13 protein-coding genes are annotated in these 18,188 nt (G+C 55.4%); 8 read left to right on the plus strand and 5 right to left on the minus strand.

The features are described 5' to 3' along the window. Positions 1-191: 191 nt before the first annotated feature. The 4 genes from TIRI35C_RS02735 (at position 192) to cdr (ending at position 8,816) form a co-directional block, all read left to right on the plus strand. Complete coding sequence (locus tag TIRI35C_RS02735) at positions 192-5,831, plus strand: S8 family serine peptidase (RefSeq protein WP_246454666.1); 5,640 nt, start codon at positions 192-194, stop codon at positions 5,829-5,831. Positions 5,832-5,917: 86 nt separating this feature from the next. Further along, on the plus strand, positions 5,918-6,217 hold the full coding sequence (locus tag TIRI35C_RS02740) for a DUF424 domain-containing protein (protein ID WP_188202972.1): 300 nt from the start codon (positions 5,918-5,920) through the stop codon (positions 6,215-6,217). A gap of 46 nt (positions 6,218-6,263) precedes the next feature. Continuing rightward, positions 6,264-7,430, plus strand: coding sequence for a 60S ribosomal export protein NMD3 (locus TIRI35C_RS02745; protein ID WP_188202973.1), 1,167 nt, complete (start codon positions 6,264-6,266; stop codon positions 7,428-7,430). Between the two features lie 60 nt (positions 7,431-7,490). After that, complete coding sequence (gene cdr / locus TIRI35C_RS02750; protein WP_188202974.1) at positions 7,491-8,816, plus strand: CoA-disulfide reductase; 1,326 nt, start codon at positions 7,491-7,493, stop codon at positions 8,814-8,816. 6 nt (positions 8,817-8,822) lie between these two features. Here cdr and TIRI35C_RS02755 read toward each other — a convergent pair whose 3' ends face one another. Both TIRI35C_RS02755 and TIRI35C_RS02760 read right to left on the minus strand, forming a co-directional pair. Next, the gene (locus TIRI35C_RS02755) at positions 8,823-10,067 is read right to left on the minus strand and encodes an MFS transporter (protein ID WP_188202975.1); all 1,245 of its coding nucleotides are present in this window, start codon (positions 10,065-10,067) and stop codon (positions 8,823-8,825) included. A gap of 113 nt (positions 10,068-10,180) precedes the next feature. Continuing rightward, positions 10,181-10,921 (minus strand): Rossmann-like domain-containing protein, encoded by a 741-nt coding sequence (locus tag TIRI35C_RS02760; protein ID WP_188201641.1) that lies wholly within the window; start codon positions 10,919-10,921, stop codon positions 10,181-10,183. Between the two features lie 111 nt (positions 10,922-11,032). On the opposite strand from TIRI35C_RS02760, the gene TIRI35C_RS02765 reads away from it, so the two are divergent. The 4 genes from TIRI35C_RS02765 to TIRI35C_RS02780 are packed head-to-tail and all read left to right on the plus strand — an operon-like array spanning position 11,033 to position 15,547. Beyond that, positions 11,033-11,980, plus strand: coding sequence for a radical SAM protein (locus TIRI35C_RS02765; RefSeq protein WP_188201642.1), 948 nt, complete (start codon positions 11,033-11,035; stop codon positions 11,978-11,980). 32 nt (positions 11,981-12,012) lie between these two features. Then, positions 12,013-13,458: a potassium channel family protein gene (locus TIRI35C_RS02770; protein WP_188201643.1), complete on the plus strand. Its 1,446-nt coding sequence runs from the start codon at positions 12,013-12,015 to the stop codon at positions 13,456-13,458. 4 nt (positions 13,459-13,462) lie between these two features. Beyond that, a complete protein-coding gene (locus tag TIRI35C_RS02775) occupies positions 13,463-14,593 on the plus strand; it encodes an ATP-NAD kinase family protein (protein WP_188201644.1) in 1,131 nt (376 codons plus the stop codon). Positions 14,594-14,647: 54 nt separating this feature from the next. Further along, complete coding sequence (locus tag TIRI35C_RS02780) at positions 14,648-15,547, plus strand: hypothetical protein (protein WP_188202976.1); 900 nt, start codon at positions 14,648-14,650, stop codon at positions 15,545-15,547. Positions 15,548-15,594: 47 nt separating this feature from the next. Here the strand turns inward: TIRI35C_RS02780 and TIRI35C_RS02785 are convergent, their stop codons facing one another. The 3 genes from TIRI35C_RS02785 to hypE form a co-directional block, all read right to left on the minus strand. Beyond that, a complete protein-coding gene (locus tag TIRI35C_RS02785) occupies positions 15,595-16,791 on the minus strand; it encodes an aminotransferase class V-fold PLP-dependent enzyme (RefSeq protein WP_188201645.1) in 1,197 nt (398 codons plus the stop codon). Continuing rightward, the gene (locus tag TIRI35C_RS02790; protein WP_188201646.1) at positions 16,788-17,081 is read right to left on the minus strand and encodes a hypothetical protein; all 294 of its coding nucleotides are present in this window, start codon (positions 17,079-17,081) and stop codon (positions 16,788-16,790) included. The genes TIRI35C_RS02785 and TIRI35C_RS02790 overlap by 4 nt, the downstream gene beginning before the upstream one ends. Positions 17,082-17,170: 89 nt before the next feature. Then, positions 17,171-18,187 (minus strand): hydrogenase expression/formation protein HypE, encoded by a 1,017-nt coding sequence (gene hypE / locus TIRI35C_RS02795; protein ID WP_188202977.1) that lies wholly within the window; start codon positions 18,185-18,187, stop codon positions 17,171-17,173. Between the last annotated feature and the right edge of the window lies 1 nt (position 18,188).

Here is an 18,188-nt window from a genome sequence, read left to right on the forward strand (position 1 = left end):
TCTTCAAATCACCGGGTATAGTGTTCTCTCGGGGCAATTGGTGCGGTATGACACGGTCTTTGATGTTCACAAATAGCCACCAGCGGTGTTACATGGGTGACTAGGGCTGTGAGGTCACTCTGAAGAACGAAATCTTTATATCCATGCGACCTTTACAGTATAGATGAACATTACGATTAGGAGGTGTCAGGATGAATAAAAGGGCCTTGAGCCTTTTGATCGCGGTAGTGATGCTGCTTTCAGTAGTGCCAGTGGCTTTCCACGGGGTAGCAGCAGGGAATACTTCTATTGCTGGCATAACAGCAACCGTCCAGAAGGTTGGGACAACGGCGAAAGTTAGCAGTGAGTCCTCGGTGTCCCCTCTTGAAAAGATTGAACCAAAATTGCTCAATATTCTAAAGGGAAAAGACTCTCAGGGTATCGTTGAGATACACGGACAGAAGTGGATCATGATCCACATCTCTGCCACCAAGGACATTGAAGCTTCTCTCAGGGGCATTAATGTTGTTGGCAAGACCGAGTTCATGGGCAACTTCATCTATCTCGCTCTAATCCCTGTCAAGGAGGACAGCATTAACGCGCTCATGAAAATAGCCTCGATTCCCGAGGTTGACGGGATAACCAGGAGCTCACCCTTCGATCCGATTGACATAGAGAAAAATGACGAGTCATCCATCAAGTCAGTGCCCATCCCACACTCAAAGTTCGCGGGCAGGGTCAGGAACTGGAAGCCAGGAAGCGAGATGCTGGATGGGAAGAAAGTCGCGACTTTCCACGGACTCGTTGAAGGAAAGCTGAAGGAACTCCAGATGAACAGCCCCGCGGTTAACGGCATGGCAACCATCGCGGTTCCGGACGTTAACCCGGCGGCCGCTGAGCCCGAGCCGGAGGACATCTTTGCCGTCTACCACCACGGCTCATACAACACATGGTTCAACCTCAACGTCACCGGAGAGGGCGTAAAGGTTGCTGTCATCGACAGTGGCGTTGACTTTGGTAACCCGGACCTCCAGGATGCCTATGCTGTGGACACGAACCCCTCCTCCCCGTACTACGGCTGGCCGATAGCCTTTGATGACAACTCGCTGCTGTACTACCTGATCCTTGGAGCGACCTTCCCCGATATGTACACCTACGAGGGGTACCTATACTCCTGGTACTCCCCGACCATAGTCAATGTTACACCTTACATCATTCCGGGATACTTTGGCATAGGCTATAATGGCAACTTCACCACGGTGTTTACCTCGATGAGTCTCGCAAACATACCGGACGACAGTGAGAGGACCCAGGTTGTGTACAACACCCTCCAGTGGATTGGAAATGTTAGCAACGTCCTCCTCGTTGACGATGACGGTGGGGACTCCTTTGAAGTCTTCTACGAGACCGCGCTGAATGCAATCGGAGTCAACTACACCTACTACGAGGTTCCGAACGAGACCTCCAACGGTCCCAACTTGACAGTCCTCAGCAACTACAGCCTTGTTATATGGTTCACGGGTGCCGCTTGGGACAGCACCCTTACTGACTCTGACGTTGGAAACCTCACCGCTTACCTCAATGGCGGTGGAAAGCTCTGGCTCATAAGCGAGGACTACCTCTATGACGGCGGTTTCGACAACACAACCATCAAGTACAACTTCACCATGAACTATCTGCACGTTGCCGACGCCATTCAGGACTTCCCAGTCCCCACGATTCTCTACGACTACGCCGGCGGCCCGTATCACGGCGGTGAGGTCTACTGGGGACTCTACCAGAGCCCAACCGACATGTTCGCCGACTACATCTTCCCCGACGATAGTGCCACACCGCTCCTTGTCGGATACACCGCTTATGCATACGATACTCTCCTCGGAAGATTTTATGCTGACATTAAGCTACCTCTAAACGATGACCTCAGCGTTCCCACCACCAGCGGAATAATGAAGCTCGGCCTTCACCCGGACATAGCGCTCTGGGCCGACTGGTTTGGAGGATACATACTTGTCACCGACCCTAATGCTAACCAGACCTACGACACGGTTTATGCGGACATAGCTCCGGCCACCGTCATTGACTTCAACAAAGACGTTGGCCACACCAAGGATAACCCCGTGATACAGCTCGACTTCTGGGATTCCATGAATGGAGAGTTCGGTCAGGACGGCTACGCCGACCTTTCGGGAGGCATGATCTACTACATAGCCGATGGAAAGACTCCGATACCGTACTCTGACGTGGTCGCTGAGAGGTGGGGCATACCCCTCACCATACCCGCCAACGGTGAGCTCGTCGCGTTCATGATTGGCAACGTATACACCGGAGGAGGAGACCATGGAACCCTCTGTGCCGCTGCCGTTGGGGCCAGGGGTAGGACATTCTACGGGCTGACCTTTGGTAACGCCATAGACGCCAAGATAATCGCCGAGGGATCGATGTACCAGGGTGGAAGCTGGATTGACTACGTGTACTTCGCCGTTGAGGGCTACGATGGAAAACCCGGAACCGGTGACGAGGCTCAGATAGTCAGCAACAGCTACGGCGCGTCTGCGACCATAAACAAAGGATACACCTGGGAGGACAGGTTCCTTTATTACATAACGAACATCTACGCCCCAACGACAACCTTCTTCTTCGCGGCAGGTAACGGTGGACCCGGCTATGGAACCGTCACGAGTGAGGGCGCTTCCCCGTTCGTGATAACGGTGGGTGCGTCTGTTGAGTGGGGATACAGGGGCCTCTTTGGATATGACGATGGCCCGTGGCAGCAATTCGGCGCGAACTACGGTGACGCAGCGGACTTCTCCAACAAGGGACCGAACGCCCTGGGACAGCCCGACCCGGATGTCCTTGCAGTAGGTGAGTTCGCACTGGGTAGCCTGGCTCTTAACTCGGTTGGAGATGGATTCTGGGCCAGTGACCTCTGGAGTGGAACCAGTCTCGCCACCCCGATGGCATCGGGAATAGCTGCACTCGTGTACCAGGCCTACTACGAGACTCACGGCTCCTGGCCAACTGCTAAGGAGGTCAAGGAGATACTCATGAGCACCGCCAAGAACGTCAACCACGATGTCTTCACCCAGGGTGCTGGATTCCTCGACGCTTACAGCGCTGTTGAGGCCGCGAAGAACATGGACGGCATAGTGGTCTCACCGACCGAGTGGGCCGCAGGAAAGACGGACTATGAGGGGTTTGCCAACGTTCTGTATCCGGGACAGAGCGACTCCCAGACGTTTACCGTTAAGAACATGAACCCCAACAGCTCCAAGGAGGTCAACGTTTCCGCAGAGGTCTTCCAGAAGATAGGTGAGGTTGAGTTTGACGTTGTCGGAAACTCATGGGGCTACTACAGAATAGACCAGTTCATTCCGAACGACACCGATCTCATGAAGGTAACACTGTACACTTCCTACGATAACTTTGACAACAACAGCGACTACGTCGCAGATGCCTATCTGTGGTTCAGGATCTGGGACCTGACCTTTGTGGACGGCAACGCCACCCTCAACCTGCTCCAGCAGGCTTCAAAGGAGGGTGACGTGGCCTCTGCAATGCTCGGCAACCCGCTCCAGAAGTACCACGACATGATGTTCATCCAGATAAGGGACATAATGCGCATCTATGGCAAGACAAGCGTGTACCCGGCCAAGGTTAAGCTGGAGTTCTACAAGAGGGTCCCCTGGGATTGGGTCACCATTGACAGGGACAGCATCACTATAAAGCCGGATGGAACCGGTACGTTCACTGCCATGATAACAGTCCCACAGGACACACCGTACGGCATCTACGAGGGTGCCATATACCTCAAGCACGATGGCAAGGAAACGACCATACCGGTCAGCGTTGTTGTGGCGTCACCCACCTCTGAGTTTGAATTCGGAGGCAACAACGAATCAAACGGCCTCTACGATAACGACAACGTCTATGGATACTTTGACTGGGGCTGGAGGTACGAGAGCGGTGACTGGAGGTTGTTCTACTTCAACGTGCCGGAGGTCAAGGAGGGCAGCTATGTGCTCGCCGACGTCGCATGGGACGGCACAATGACCGACATCAACCTGCACCTCCTCGGTCCGAGCGTTGATGTGTGGAGCATGAAATACCCGGATGTCATGGGACCGTACTCCCTGAAGGAAGTCGGTAGGAGCGATGACGGATACGTGGGAGCGGGACTATTCGTCTACCAGACCTCCAGTGGCACCAACGAGGAGCTTATAGCTGGTGAGGCCTCGGAGGGACTCCACGCACTATGGCTCCACAACGTCCTCTTCGACGGCAACGCTAGCTACAGGACGTTCTACGGCCGCGTGGGCATGGCTAGGCTTTACCCGGAGAGCTGGGTTGAGGTTCTCGGCTCAAAGGTTGGCGAGAAGACCTTTACTGTGGACCTGCCGGAGTGGGCCGGAAACCTCTCGGTGGTGGCTACCGGCTTCAGCGCACCATCAGTCTATCAGAACATAGTGGCCCCGCCGACTGGAGACTCCGACTATTACACGGTGAACGTCACCACTTCCCCGGTCCTCGATGTACAGCTCACTAGCATCTGGGACGACCTCGCGGGAGTTGACCTTGACCTGTACGTCTATTACAACGCCAGCGGCACCCTGATCGAGGTTGGAAGCTCACTGACTTCAACTGCCGACGAGCACGTCTCACTGAACTTCCCGTACCCCGGCCAGTATGTGATTGAGGTCTACTCCTACAGCAACCCCGCCCCAGGAAACGCCACTTACGACCTTATGATAACCACGATAGAGGGCAACGAGCTCATCGTCAAGAACGTCACCAAGACTGACACGGGATACACTGTCGACATGATGTACAACCTCACGGATGAGCATCTCAGCGCCAGCGCACCCCTTAACGGAATAATACTGATGGGAACCAGCAAGAACCCGATACTGTTCCAGATTCCTGTGACCATAACTCCGGTGCCGTACGATGTCAGGCTCACTAGCATCGAGACCAGCAGCGTTCCGGACATCAACGGCAACTACGAGATCACAACCTACGTTACCAACGATGGACCCTACAACGCCACAAACGTTCAGGTAACGCTCTTCAGAGACGGTCTGCCGACCGATGTCCAGGTAACGATCCCGCTTGTGCAGCCGGGAGACGTTTACGCGGTGACGTTTAGCATCCCCGTGGCGGACATCACCATGCACTCCTACAACATCGTGCTCTCCGCTCCGCAGGACGTCAATCCGGACAACAACGAAATGACCGTGTACGCCAGGGCCGTTGATGAGAACAATGTGCCTTGGGTCTACTCAATAGGCGAGAGCATCGGAGAAGCCTCCATTGCCAAGGTCATCGACGCCGGCAGGATATACTACATCACCGTGAACGGAGAACACGGCACCAAGGTTACGGTGCTCCTCAAACTGCCTGCAGATACGACCTACTATCACGTTAACAGCGAGGACGCCGACATCCTGAATGTGAGCGCGAGAAAAGTCTCCGATGGTCTGCTGCTCTACGTGACGATGCGCCTCAACTCCCCTGGAACGATCAGGGTTGACTACAGAACACACTCTGACTATACCAGGCTCTCCACCATGAACTACGTCTGGTACATGCTCTACTGGAGGTACGACCAGAAGTTCGACCCGCTCTACCAGAAAGCCGTAGAGCTCGGTGTTGACAATGAGACCCTTCAGGAGGCCATGCACTACAAGGAGCTCGCGGACCAGTACTATGAGGAGGCAGAGAAGTACATCACTCCGGGCAGAGACAGCCTGGCGATAGCGGCGCTGCCGTACATGCGCAAGGCGTACATCAACATACTCGAGGCATATAAGATCCTTGAACAGGCCGTGGAGGATATTGGAAACTCCGAGGGCTGATGCCCTCAATCTTCTTCCTTTCTCGATTTTTGTCAGTTGCACCAACTCTTTTAAACCTGTCCGCGTTTCTCACTCCGGTGGCGCTCATGATATACGTTAAAGTATACCGAGTCCAGGGTGAAGTTCTCCTCGCGGCCTGCGATGAGGAACTCCTCGGAAAGACCTTCAGGGAAGGCGAGCTGAAGCTCGAGGTCAAGGAGCGGTTTTACAGGGGAGAACTTGTTGAGGAAGATGCCCTTGACTCCCTGCTTCACGAAGCCACGATAGCCAACCTCACCGGCGAACGCTGCGTCTCCAAGGCAATAGAGCTCGGCTACGTTGATGAGGCGAGGGTACTCAGGATTCAAGGGGTCCCCCACGCTCAGATGGCGAAGCTCTTTCTCTGAGATTAGGTTTTTAAACTTCCTTCCTCACTACCTTCCGGTGAGAGAGATGAGCGAGAGATTCTGTTACCGCTGCGGGATAAGCGAGAGCGAGGGAGGACCGCTGATAGATGGTCTCTGTCAGGTATGTTACCGAAAAGAAAACCCCGTCCTGCTCATAGAGGGAGAGATAAATACCGAGCTCTGCCAGAACTGCGGGAGCTACAAGCGCAGGAGTGTTTGGGTAGATCCCCACAGCTACGACCTCGAGGGGCTGATATTCGAGGTGGCCGAAAACGCCCTCCTTGAGGCCCTCGAGGATTCCTTCAGCGAGAAAATCGTGGAGTATGTGGTGGTCTCCCCGGGGGAGCTTGACGAGCTTGACGAGCTTCCGGTTGGACGGGCCGCCGTGGCCTTTGAACCCGCTGATTTTCATCTTGAACACTTTCCGGCAATAGTGGCCTATGCGGTCCGTGTAAAGGCCAGGATTCACGAGCTCCAGCGCGAGCTCCACGACGAGACCAGATACGTCACAGTCTATGTCCGCCAGACCGTCTGTCCGCGCTGTTCCAAGTTCCTCGGCGGCTACTTCGAGGCCATACTCCAGGTCCGTGCCGAGGGCAGGCCGCTGACTGAGGAGGAACGGAAGGCCATAGGAAAGCTCGTCGAGGAGAAAGTGGACGAGATAATGCGCAGGGACAGGATGGGCTTCATCCAGGATACCATAGAGAAGGAGGAGGGCTTGGACTTCTATATGGGCTCGACTGCAAGTGCCAGAAAGCTCGCCCAGGCGATAAAGGAGCGTTTTGGCGGAACGATAAGTGAGGCCTACGAGCTGGTCGGCGTTGACAGACAAACCAGCAGAGAGGTTCACCGCGCGAGCGTGAGCATCAGGATTCCAAAGTTCCAGAGAGGGGATATCGTAGCGGACAGGCGCGGCACCGTTTACACCGTGGAGAACGTGGACGGGAAGGGTATGACGCTCACCAACCTAGTCACCCGTGAGACGGAGCGCCGCGACTGGAAGACCGTGAAGCGGGAGGGCATAGATGCGGTGGAGGGCGAAAGAAAGGAAGCCATGGTAACCAGTATAACTCCGACCGAGGTCCAGCTCATGGACATGGAGACCTACGAGACCTACGAACTCGAAAGACCTCCCATGGAGCTCAGAGAAGGCGAGGTCTACCGCATGGTGGAGGTCAAGGGCAGGAAGTACTTTCTCGGCAGAAAGGAATAACCCGTTTCTGTCCCACCAATCTTTTTAACCTTAGGTTTTGAACCTTTCCTGGTGATGCTCATGAGGAAGACGGTGGTTATCATAGGCGGTGGAGCTGCAGGAATGAGCGCGGCTTCGCGCGTTAAGAGGCTCAAACCTGAATGGGACGTCAAGGTCTTCGAGGCTACCGAGTGGGTCAGCCACGCTCCCTGTGGAGTTCCCTACGTTGTTGAGGGTATCTCCCCGAAGGAAAAGCTGATGCATTATCCCCCTGAGGTCTTTATCAAGAAGCGCGGCATAGACCTCCACATGAAGGCGGAGGTGGTTGAGGTCAGTCAGGGCACCGTGCGGGTTCGCGAGGAAAACGGGGAACACACCTATGAGTGGGACTACCTCGTCTTCGCCAACGGTGCATCGCCGAGGGTTCCCGCGGTGGAGGGCGTTGATTTGCCCGGCGTCTTTACTGCCGATCTGCCCCCGGATGCAGTGGCGATAAGAGATTACATGGAGAAAAACAGCGTTGAAAACGTCGTCATAATAGGTGGGGGCTACATCGGCGTTGAGATGGCGGAAGCATTCTCCGCCCAGGGAAAGAAGGTCACCCTCATTGAGAGGAACGAGAGGGTCATGGCCAAGGCCTTCGATAAGGAAGTCACCGATGTCCTTGAGGAGGAGATGAGGCGGAGGATCAACCTCCACCCTCAGGAGATAGTCCTGAGGATAGAGGGTAAGGAACGGGTCGAAAGGGTTATCACCGACGCCGGCGAGTACAAAGCCGACCTCGTTATCCTCGCGACTGGCATAAGGCCCAACGTCGAGCTGGCCAGGGAGCTCGGCGTTAGGATGGGTGAGACCGGCGCGATATGGACAAACGAGAAGATGGAAACCAGTGTCGAGAACGTCTACGCCGCCGGTGACGTCGCTGAGACGAGGCACCTGATAACCGGCAGGCGCGTCTGGGTTCCCCTCGCCCCGGCCGGCAACAAGATGGGCTACGTCGCCGGAAGCAACATAGCGGGCAAAGAGCTTCACTTCCCAGGGGTTCTTGGAACGAGCGTAACGAAGTTCTTCGACGTGGAAATAGGCAAGACTGGTCTGACGGAGACCGAGGTGATAAGGGAGGGCTACGATGTCAGAACGGCCTTCATAAAAGCAGGCACCAGGCCGCACTACTACCCAGGCTCAAGACCGATATGGCTGAAGGGCGTCGTTGATAACGAGACCAATAAACTCCTCGGCGTCCAGGCTGTAGGTGCAGAGATACTGCCCAGAATAGACACCGCTGCTGCAATGCTCACTGCGGGTTTCACCACGAAGGATGCCTTCTTCACGGACTTAGCTTACGCGCCACCCTTTGCCCCGGTCTGGGACCCGCTCATAGTTCTTGTCAGGGTTCTCAAGTTCTGACTTCCCTCACTTTTTCAGCAGGGCGATGCTCCCCCCGATCAGGACAAGCCCGAGGCCAAACGCCGCACCAAATCCCGCCGATGATATGAGTGCCCCGCTTATGGCGCTGCCCGTGATGTATCCGGCTGAGCCCACGACGTTGTAGGTCCCCATTGCGCTGCCCTTCTTCTTTTCTCCAGCCTTTTCACTCACTATTGCGGTGGAAGAGACCCCGATGAAAGCCCATGAGTAGCCTGCCAGGATGTAGGAGGCAAAGGCCAGTGGAAGCAGCGCTGGAGCGATTAGGGTTCCGAGAATCATCGTAGCGAAGGCTCCGGCACGGAGGAGCAGTCCCTTTCTCAGGATCCCTTCCTTTCTTCTCCCCATTGCGGCCCCGACGCGGGTGTAGTTCATCGCCGAGACCGCGGAGTTTGCTATGAGCGCCAGGTACACGACTTCCCTCGTGTATCCCTCACTCGTAAGGAGCACCGGCATCTGGGGGAAGTAGAGTCCAGCCGCTATCCAGAAGAGCAGGAAGGCTACGTAGAACCTCCCTAAGCCATCGGGAAAGCTGAAGTTGGTGTGCAAGATGAAGGACGGCATGTATCTGGCCTTTTCAACGACGTAGTTCCCGAACGCCCTGATAGCTTTCCTGTTGATGTATATCGGAGCCTCCCGTATCATCCGCTTCCCCATGAAGACCGAGGGCAAGCCCAGGATTGCGAATGCCATGAAGAGCTGTGGTATGCTCAGGAACCTCGACAGGCCGAAACCGAGAACCAGTCCGAGGACCCACCCCCAGCCGCTTATCTCGTTGAACTTTCCAATGGCGTGGTCCCAGCTGTGCTTCCTGACGCTCCTTAAAACAAGCGCTATGGGAACCGATAGAGTAGAGGCGAGGAAAAATGCGTATACCGTGTTTACCGCGATGAGCTGGACGGGGGTCTTCACAAAGGCCATCGCCGTGAGGAAGAGCGGAACGCTGGCAAAGCCAAGGAGTATGAACGGCTTTCTTCTCAGCGTTTTGTCGCTCAGCCTTCCCCAGAACAGTGCGCCGAGCATTGAAGCCAAACTCGCAAGGGCAAAGGCAATTCCAACGGTTGAGGCGTTTCCCCCGAGTTCCAGGAGGTAGAGGCTCACCAGGGCGGAGCTTCCGCCCGTGGCTACTTTGAAGGGCACGAAGGAGTAGAACCACCCCGGCATCTTGGGGATGTAGCGGTAGCGGTTTGCTACCGATGCGTTCCTCACCGCGATGGCAACTCTCTGACTCATTTTTCTCACCTTGAGGCCTTCAGGAGGCCAGTTTGGTTTAAAAAGATTCGTGACGTTAGTGATACTTCAAAGTCCAAAAATGGCCATGTAGTAGGGATGAAAGAAATGGAACCTCAAACTTCGAGAACGTACTTTCTGCTCTCGTCGGAGAAGCCCCTGAAGCGGCCGAGCTTCAGGTGGAGTATCGCCCTTTCAACCTTCATGACCTTCATTGAGGCCACATGTGTTACCCTGGTGCCTTTGAGCAACTCCGGGAGGATCTGTCCAGTGGGGCCGGTCAGGAGAAAAATCTTGGCGTTCTTTGACCTCTCGAGAAGCATGTCAAGGGTCCCATTGAGCATGCATGAGGCACTCGCTATAACAGCCTCAACCTCCGGCAGGAGCCAGTACTCCAGGGAATCGCTCAGCGTTTCCCTGTCCCAGAGCTTCGGGTTTCTCTCGAAGACGTAGAGCTTAAAGCCCCGCTCCCTAAGATTTCCGACTATCGGCGGCATGTTTCCGATGACCGCTACCTTCTCGATGTCCTTCTCAAGAAGTTCCACGGCGTCGATCCACTTTGCACTGTCGAGGTCGATGTAGTACTGTGAAACCGCGTTTATCGCGGCTAAACCAATGGTTCGCTCGATGATGTTGAGGCTGTCGGCCCGTTCAATGAACGCCTCCAGCGTGGGCTCCTCGATGGAGTTGTCGAACCTCCCTATCTCCTCGGGGAGGGTCATGGCAACGCCGAGGGCTTTTCCCATCTTCCCTTCAATCAGCACGTAGGTGTAGGGCAGGCCGAAGGAGAAGTCTAGGAGCTTGAAATCTTCATCGATGAGCCCCAGGGTCTTTTTCTTGAGCTTAGCCAGCAGCATGGAAACACCCCTCTCCCGTCTTGATTAATCTGATCCCATTTCAATTTTAACCTTCCGTTTGGGTTGGGCAAACCTTATACGCTTTTAGGTTAACCTAATTCCGGTGGTGATATGATAGCCTTCGGTCCGGTTCCGTCGAGGAGACTCGGTAGGAGTCTTGGGATAAACAACATACCCGACAAGGTCTGCTCCTACGCCTGTCTTTACTGTCAGATAGGCAGAACGTTAAAGATGGAGGTTGAGAGGAGGGCTTTTTACGAGCCAGAACTGATCTTTGAGGAGGTTTCGAAGAAGGTCGAGGAGGCTGAAGCTGCCGGGGAGAGGATAGACTACATCACATTCGTTCCCGACGGGGAGCCGACGCTCGACGTGAACCTGTCCAGAGAGGTTGAGATGCTGAAAACCCTCGGAATACCCTTGGCGATACTCACGAACTCCTCCCTGATCTGGAGGGAGGACGTCAGGGTAGACCTGTTTGAGTTCGACTTTGTCTCCCTGAAGCTCGACGCGGTCAGCGAGCCCCTCTGGAGAAGAATTGACAGACCCCACAAGAGCCTCTCGCTTGAGAAAATCCTCGACGGCATGCTGGCCTTCGCGGAAGGTTTCGGGGGAAGGCTCATCACAGAGACCATGCTGGTAAACGTTGATTACGGCGGGGAGCTTGAAAAGATCGCCGACTTCCTGGGTGAGCTCAAACCGGAGAAAGCCTACATAGCCGTTCCCACCAGGCCTCCTGCCGAGCCGTGGGTGGAACCCCCTTCGGAGGAGACGATACACCTCGCCTACCAGCTGTTCTCGGAGAGGCTCGGTGGGAGGGTCGAGTACCTCATAGGTTACGAGGGAAACGCCTTCGCCTCAACCGGGAACGTTGAGGAGGATCTGCTGAGCATTACTGCAGTTCACCCGATGAGGGAAGAAGCGGTTAGGGAGCTTCTGAGAAAAGCCGGGGCCGACTGGGACGTGGTGGAGAGACTCCTCCGGGACGGAAAGCTGATCGAACTCGAATACAGGGGAAGGCGCTTCTACATGCGCGCCCTACCGAGCAGGAGAAAACCTTAATTATTTGGGAAACTAGTTTAGCGGGGAGAGCCATGTGCGAGTACACCTACGAGAACGGGCAGAGGTGCAGACTGAAGCCCATCGAGGGCTCCGCCTACTGTCCCCTCCATATCCCCTACGACGAGGGCGAGAAGCTTTTGGGGAATGAAATAAAGAGGGTGAAGGAAGAGACCTTTCTCAAAAGGCTCAAGGCCGGCCAGACCTATTTTGAGGGAGTCTACCTTTACGATGTCAAAATAAGCGATTTCAAAGCCGAGAAGCCGATAGTCTTTAAAAACTCGCAGATCAGGACGGTGCTCTTCGACGGCCTTAACGTGCCGGGTGTGACCGTCTACAACTCCACCGTGGGCAGGCTGGTCGTCTTTGAGAGCAGGATGGGGACATTCACGGTTCACGGCTCCCGCGTTTTCGGCCTGAACCTGCTTCGCGTTAGCTTCTCTAACTCGGTCTACATCAGGAATTCGAGCGTTCGCTACGTCATGATAAACTCGACCGAGTACACCGGCAAAGGGGAGGAGGGGGAGAGGGAGTACGGAGAAAAAAGAACCGCCACGGGGAGGATAGAGCTGAGCGGCCTGAATGAAGTCCGCAGGATTGGAATAAACGTCCGTTATCCCCTTCTGCGGAAAATCCTTGAGGAGCATGGGGTAAAACCATCTGAATCGCGTGAGAGGGCCGTTAAGGCCACGGCCCTTGTTCTCCGGGACATAGACTTCGACCAGTCGGCGCGCTTCAAGAGACAGGTCAGGCTCAGCATAAGGCGGTTCCACGGCAACCTCGTCCTTGAGAACCTCAACGTCTTCGGCCACGCCGAGGTCCTGGGAAGCTGGCTCAGGAATCCCGAGTTCGTGCACACGAGGGTCATGGGCAACCTGATATTCCGGAAGGTGTCTTTCCACGGCGACTTCGCTTGGAACTCCACGGTTCTGCCCAACATCCCGGTGGAACTAAGCGTTGAAGGCTTCGTTGAAGTCGAGGACTGTAAGTTCAACAGCCACCGCGCGGCGGAGGTTCTCTACCGCCTGGCAAGAATAAGCTGGGAGCGGAACGGGGACTTCGAGAGGGCCGACCGCTACTACTACCTGGAGATGGTGGCCAAGAGGAACTCCCGGCTGAGCGGCAGGAGAAAGGGAGTCAAAAGGCTCTTCATGAGAATGGAGTCTGCCTTTGAGTGGCTCTTCGCGGATTTGACCTGCAAGTACGGTACCGACTGGAAGAGGCCGATACTGATATGGCTTGGGGCGGTGAACGTCTTCTTCCCGGTTCTCTTTTTCCTGACGAAAAGCGTTGAAGGCCTCTCTGGAAGTATGGGCTTCCTTGACTACGAGTACTTCAGCGTTGTTACCGCCACAACCCTTGGCTACGGCGACTACCATCCGATAGGCGTCGGCAGGGTTATAGCGTCGGTCGAGGCCCTCTTTGGCATGTTCATGTGGGCGGTGTTCCTGACGGTGTTCGCGAGGAAGTACATGAGGTGATACCATGAGGATAGGGCTCATAATCAACCCCATAGCGGGAATGGGGGGCAGAGTGGCGCTCAAAGGTACTGACGGTGTTGTTGAGGAGGCGATACAGAGGGGTGCAAAGCCCATCGCGGCTGACGTTGCGAGGCTTTTCCTCCACGAGCTGAACAACTACGCGGAGGGAAGGGGGGTCGAGTTTTTAACCGGCCCCGATGGTTTGGGGGAAGAGGTTCTGGCGGAGTTCGATTTCCCCTACGAGGTCATCAGACACAGGGATGTACGTTACCGCGAAGTCCTCGGCGTTAGGATTCCGGATACGGATAGCGAGGACACGAAGGAACTTGTGAAGAGAATGCTCGACCAGGTTGAGCTGATAGTCTTTGCCGGCGGCGACGGAACCGCGAGGGACGTTTTCAGCGTCGCCAGGAGGAAGGTTCCAATACTCGGCGTTCCGACGGGCGTTAAGATGTTTTCGGGGGTCTTTGCGGCATCCCCCGAGGACGCGGCAAGGCTCGTTGCTGAGTTCCTCAAAGGGAACGCCGAGCTGGTGGAGCGGGACGTCATGGACTTGGACGAGAACGCCTTCAGGCACGACGAGGTGAGGCCGAAGCACTACGGAAAGGCCCTAACCCCCTACGCCGAGCTCCTCCTTCAGGGTGCGAAGGAGCCCACGAAGACGGACGAGGCCGAGGATGTGGATGCCATAATAGAGGCCCTGGCCGAGGAGCTTGAGGATGGGATATATTTCCTCGGCGCTGGCTCGACCCTCAAGAAGCTCAAAGATCTGCTTGGGATAAACGGAACTCTCCTGGGCGTTGACATCGTCGAGATTAAGAACGGTGAGGCCAGGCTCCTCGTTAAAGACGCCGCGGAGAAAGACCTGCTGAGGTTCGCGGGGGAGAATACAAGGATAGTTGTAACCGTAATCGGGGGCCTTGGATTTCTCTTCGGTAGAGGAAACCAGCAGTTCTCGGCGGAAGTCCTTAGGAGGATTCCGAAGGAGAACATAATCGTCGTGGCGACGCCTTCCAAGCTCAGGAATGGCTTTGTCAGGGTTTACACAGGAAATAAGGAGGTTGATGACAAGTTACGTGGCTATATCCGAGTCCGCGTGGGCCCCTGGATGGAGCGTATGGTGAGGGTAATCTAAGCCAAACCAGAAGCCGTTTATAGGACCTTTCCCTATTTTCAGTCGGTGAACCGTATGAAGTACAGCCGTATAGCGGTTAGGCTCTTTGAGAGGGAGGGGGAGGACACGTTCTACGACCCCGTTTACCACGGCAGGACTCTCAAGGTTTTCGGAATGGACGAATGGCCGGGAAAGGCCCTTAAGTACCTGGTGGATAGATACCGGGAGATTGATTACGGGACAGTTATCTTCGACACTGAGGGGGACTTTCCGGAGGATGGGTTTGACACTATCATCCGGGTGAAGGACGGCGAGGGAACGGGCCTTGACCCGATAGCCCTTGCCAGGGAGGGCCTTTTGGACGGCTACACAGCTGCAACGATAGTCCAGACCGTCTATGGGTTGGACAGAACCCTGACGGAAAGGCTCTACGCTGACTTCCTTGCCGGGAAGGTGAGGAGCGTTCCAGAGGCCATGAAGTCGGACGGAAAATACGCCGAGGTTATAAGGGAAAGCTACACGCCCCTGGACGAGGCATTCTACTCTGGAAAGCTCCCTGAGTTCGGAAAGAACATCCTGGTGGAGCTGGGGGAGACCTACAGCATAACCCTTGCTGGAATAGCGTTTCTGGTTGTGAGCGCGGTGATTAGACACAGGAGGAACACCATGATAGGTGTCAACGATGCGGCCGTTTTGGCCTACACAACAGCCGGCGGTGCGGCAATACCGTTAATAACGAGGCCCATAAGGGCAAGGGTGACGGTTCTCGCAACTCAGTACGCGATAGACTCGATAATGAACCTGGCCGGCCCTACTCTTGTTCTCTACCATGACCCCGACACTCAGAGCGTTATCTACGAGACGAACGGAGTTCCACCCGGCCCGATGAGGAAGCACGTCCACAAGGGAGAGGCGGCCTTTATCTACCGCACTCCGGAGACGATAAACGTGGAATGGGGGGAGCTGCCCCGCTGATTTACCTTTTTCTTGAACGGCAGTCTTTCAAAGGGAAAAGAGGGAAATCACTTCAGGCTTCTCACCAGCTCCTCCATGACGCCGAGGAAAGTCTCGACCTCCTCAATGCTGTTGTAGACGTGGAACGAGGCCCTCACCGTGCCGTTTATTCCGAGCTTCTTCATCACCGGTAACGCGCAGTGATGGCCGGAACGGACCATTATATTGTTCTCGTCGAGTATTGCCGCAACGTCGTGCGGGTGAAGACCAGGAACGTTGAAGCTCACCACACCGGCGTGCTTCTTCAGGTTTCTTGGCCCGTACCAGGGGACGCCAAGCTCATCTAGACCTTCCGTTATCCTCTTGACCAGCTTGTGCTCCTGCCTCTCGATTCTGTCCAGCCCTATTCTCTCGATGTACCTTATTCCGGCGGCGAGGCCTATCGCACCGCCTATGTTTGGGGTCCCCGCCTCGAACCTCTCAGGTGGCTCTGTCAGCTTGTAAGAGTCAAGCTCAACGTCCTCTATAGTTCCACCGCCTATCAGCGGGGGCTCGAAGGTATCGAAGAACTCCTCGCTGATGTAGAGGACGCCTATTCCGGTCGGTCCCATCGGCCCCTTGTGGCCTGAAAGCCCGAGGAAGTCAGCGTTCATCTTTCTGACATCCACCTCCATATGTCCAGCACTCTGGGCGGCATCAACTACGAAGATGGCCCCCTCTTCCTTTGCCATCTTCCCGAGCTCCTCGACCTCATGGATAACGCCCAGGGCGTTGGAGACGTGCTGAACGGCGACGAGCTTTGCCCCCCTGATCTTCCTCTCAGCATCGCTCAAATCCAGGTTGCCCTCGTTGTCCCCCTCAATGAACTCCAGCTTAAGGCCGAGCTTTTTAGCCAACCTCTGCCAGGGGAGTAAATCCGAGTGGTGCTCGTAGGGAGTCGTCACTATCTTGTCTCCGGGCTTGAAGAGGTGCTCAAGGCCGAGGGCGACGAGGTTTAAACTCTCGCTCGTGTTCTTGGTGAAGACGATCTCTTCAAAGCGCGCGTTGAGAAAATCCGCAACGATTTTCCTGCTCTCCTCGTACCTGTGGGTCGCCATCTGGGAGAGCCTGTGTATTCCCCTGTGGACGTTGGCGCGGTATCTAAGATAGTACTCGTCCATCGCCTCTACAACCGGCCTCGGCGTGAGCGAAGTGGCCGTGTTGTCGAAGTATATGACTTCCCCTGTCAGCGGGATGTCCTTCCTAACATCCTCCGGAATCCTCATGAAACCACCTCCAGAACTCCAGCGCAGTCGTATATGATTCGAGCGAGCTCCTCACCTTTTTTTGGATCCTCGAGGAGCTTGATTATTATCTTGCCGCTCGGATAGACGCTCGTTTCGTAGCCCTCCATCTCGAGGATCAGCATCATCCCCGGCAGGAGCTTCTTCACGGTGTAACCCTTCTCCTTCAAGCACTGGGCTGTTCTGGTCAGATCGACCTTTACCTGGCGCTCCCAGGAGTAACCGCTTATGACGATGCCCTTCATCGTTACGCAGGGTTTTGCGATTATCATGTTCTCACCGGTTCGAAATTGGAAAAAGGGCCTTATACAACTTTCCCAAACCGAAGGTTAAGGACAAAAGTGGGAATCGGGAAAAGGGCTCAGCAGACCCTTGGAACAGGATCCCCAGCAGGAGGCTCCAAAAAGCGTTTTCCGCCTATGCCAGTCTTGACCAGAACCTTGCCCCTGTAGTCTCCTATGACCTCACCGATTATCGCCGCGTTCTTCCCCCTCTCTGTGCTCCTCATCGCCTCCAGCGCCTCTTCCGCGTGCTCTCTGGCAACAATAATCACGACCTTGCCCTCGTTGGCGACGTCGAAGGGGCTTATGCCCAGCATGTCGCTCGCTGCCCTGACTTCTGGCCTGACCGGCACATCGGCTTCCCTTATGAGTATTCCCACGTTGGCCTTCTTAGCCATCTCGTTGAGGGCGTTGCTTAAACCTCCCCTCGTGGGATCCTTCATCGCATGGATGTTCTCCCACCCAATGGCTTTGGCAACTGCCTCAACCACCTCCCAGATTGGAGCCACGTCGCTTTCCAGCTGTGTCTCGAAGGCTATCCCCTCCCTGTGGCTCATCAAGGCGATGCCATGGTCGCCTACCGTTCCACTGATTAAAACCAAGTCGCCGACTTTTGCCCCGGCGTCGCTTATCGGCCTCTCGGCTATTCCAATCCCCGCTGTTATGACGAAGATTCCTATCCCGTCCTCAACAACTTTGGTGTCGCCCGTAACTATCGGCACCGGAACCTCTTTAGCCGTCTCGTCCATTGAGCGGAGGATTTTCTTCAGGTCTTCGCCGTCGAAGCCTTCGCCGATTATCATGGAATTGGCCAGAGCGAGCGGTCTGGCCCCCATTACCGCCAAGTCGTTCACGGTTCCGCTGACGGCTAACCTTCCGATGTCTCCGCCGGGGAAGAATAGAGGCCTGACCGTGTGGCCGTCTATTGTAAAGACGAGGTGCTTATCGCCGAAGGGTATAGTTGCACCATCGTCGAGCTGGTCAAGTCCGATTCCACCGGCGGATTTCAGGCTCAGATTTTTGAGTATGACGTCCCTCAGGAGCTCCTCCATTATTTCCCCGCCCGCTCCGTGTTCGAGCTTTATCTTCTCCACCATA

Source organism: Thermococcus camini, assembly GCF_904067545.1.
Lineage (GTDB): Archaea > Methanobacteriota_B > Thermococci > Thermococcales > Thermococcaceae > Thermococcus > Thermococcus camini.

Excerpts from the sequence above, each read along its gene's own strand:
- hypE (WP_188202977.1), bottom strand. The coding sequence starts at position 18,187 with ATGGTGGAGAAGATAAAGCTCGAACACGGAGCGGGCGGGGAAATAATG.
- TIRI35C_RS02785 (WP_188201645.1), bottom strand. The coding sequence starts at position 16,791 with ATGAGGATTCCGGAGGATGTTAGGAAGGACATCCCGCTGACAGGGGAA.
- TIRI35C_RS02735 (WP_246454666.1), top strand. The coding sequence starts at position 192 with ATGAATAAAAGGGCCTTGAGCCTTTTGATCGCGGTAGTGATGCTGCTT.
- TIRI35C_RS02770 (WP_188201643.1), top strand. The coding sequence starts at position 12,013 with ATGTGCGAGTACACCTACGAGAACGGGCAGAGGTGCAGACTGAAGCCC.
- TIRI35C_RS02765 (WP_188201642.1), top strand. The coding sequence starts at position 11,033 with ATGATAGCCTTCGGTCCGGTTCCGTCGAGGAGACTCGGTAGGAGTCTT.
- TIRI35C_RS02780 (WP_188202976.1), top strand. The coding sequence starts at position 14,648 with ATGAAGTACAGCCGTATAGCGGTTAGGCTCTTTGAGAGGGAGGGGGAG.
- TIRI35C_RS02745 (WP_188202973.1), top strand. The coding sequence starts at position 6,264 with ATGAGCGAGAGATTCTGTTACCGCTGCGGGATAAGCGAGAGCGAGGGA.
- TIRI35C_RS02755 (WP_188202975.1), bottom strand. The coding sequence starts at position 10,067 with ATGAGTCAGAGAGTTGCCATCGCGGTGAGGAACGCATCGGTAGCAAAC.
- TIRI35C_RS02790 (WP_188201646.1), bottom strand. The coding sequence starts at position 17,081 with ATGATAATCGCAAAACCCTGCGTAACGATGAAGGGCATCGTCATAAGC.
- cdr (WP_188202974.1), top strand. The coding sequence starts at position 7,491 with ATGAGGAAGACGGTGGTTATCATAGGCGGTGGAGCTGCAGGAATGAGC.
- TIRI35C_RS02775 (WP_188201644.1), top strand. The coding sequence starts at position 13,463 with ATGAGGATAGGGCTCATAATCAACCCCATAGCGGGAATGGGGGGCAGA.
- TIRI35C_RS02740 (WP_188202972.1), top strand. The coding sequence starts at position 5,918 with ATGATATACGTTAAAGTATACCGAGTCCAGGGTGAAGTTCTCCTCGCG.
- TIRI35C_RS02760 (WP_188201641.1), bottom strand. The coding sequence starts at position 10,921 with ATGCTGCTGGCTAAGCTCAAGAAAAAGACCCTGGGGCTCATCGATGAA.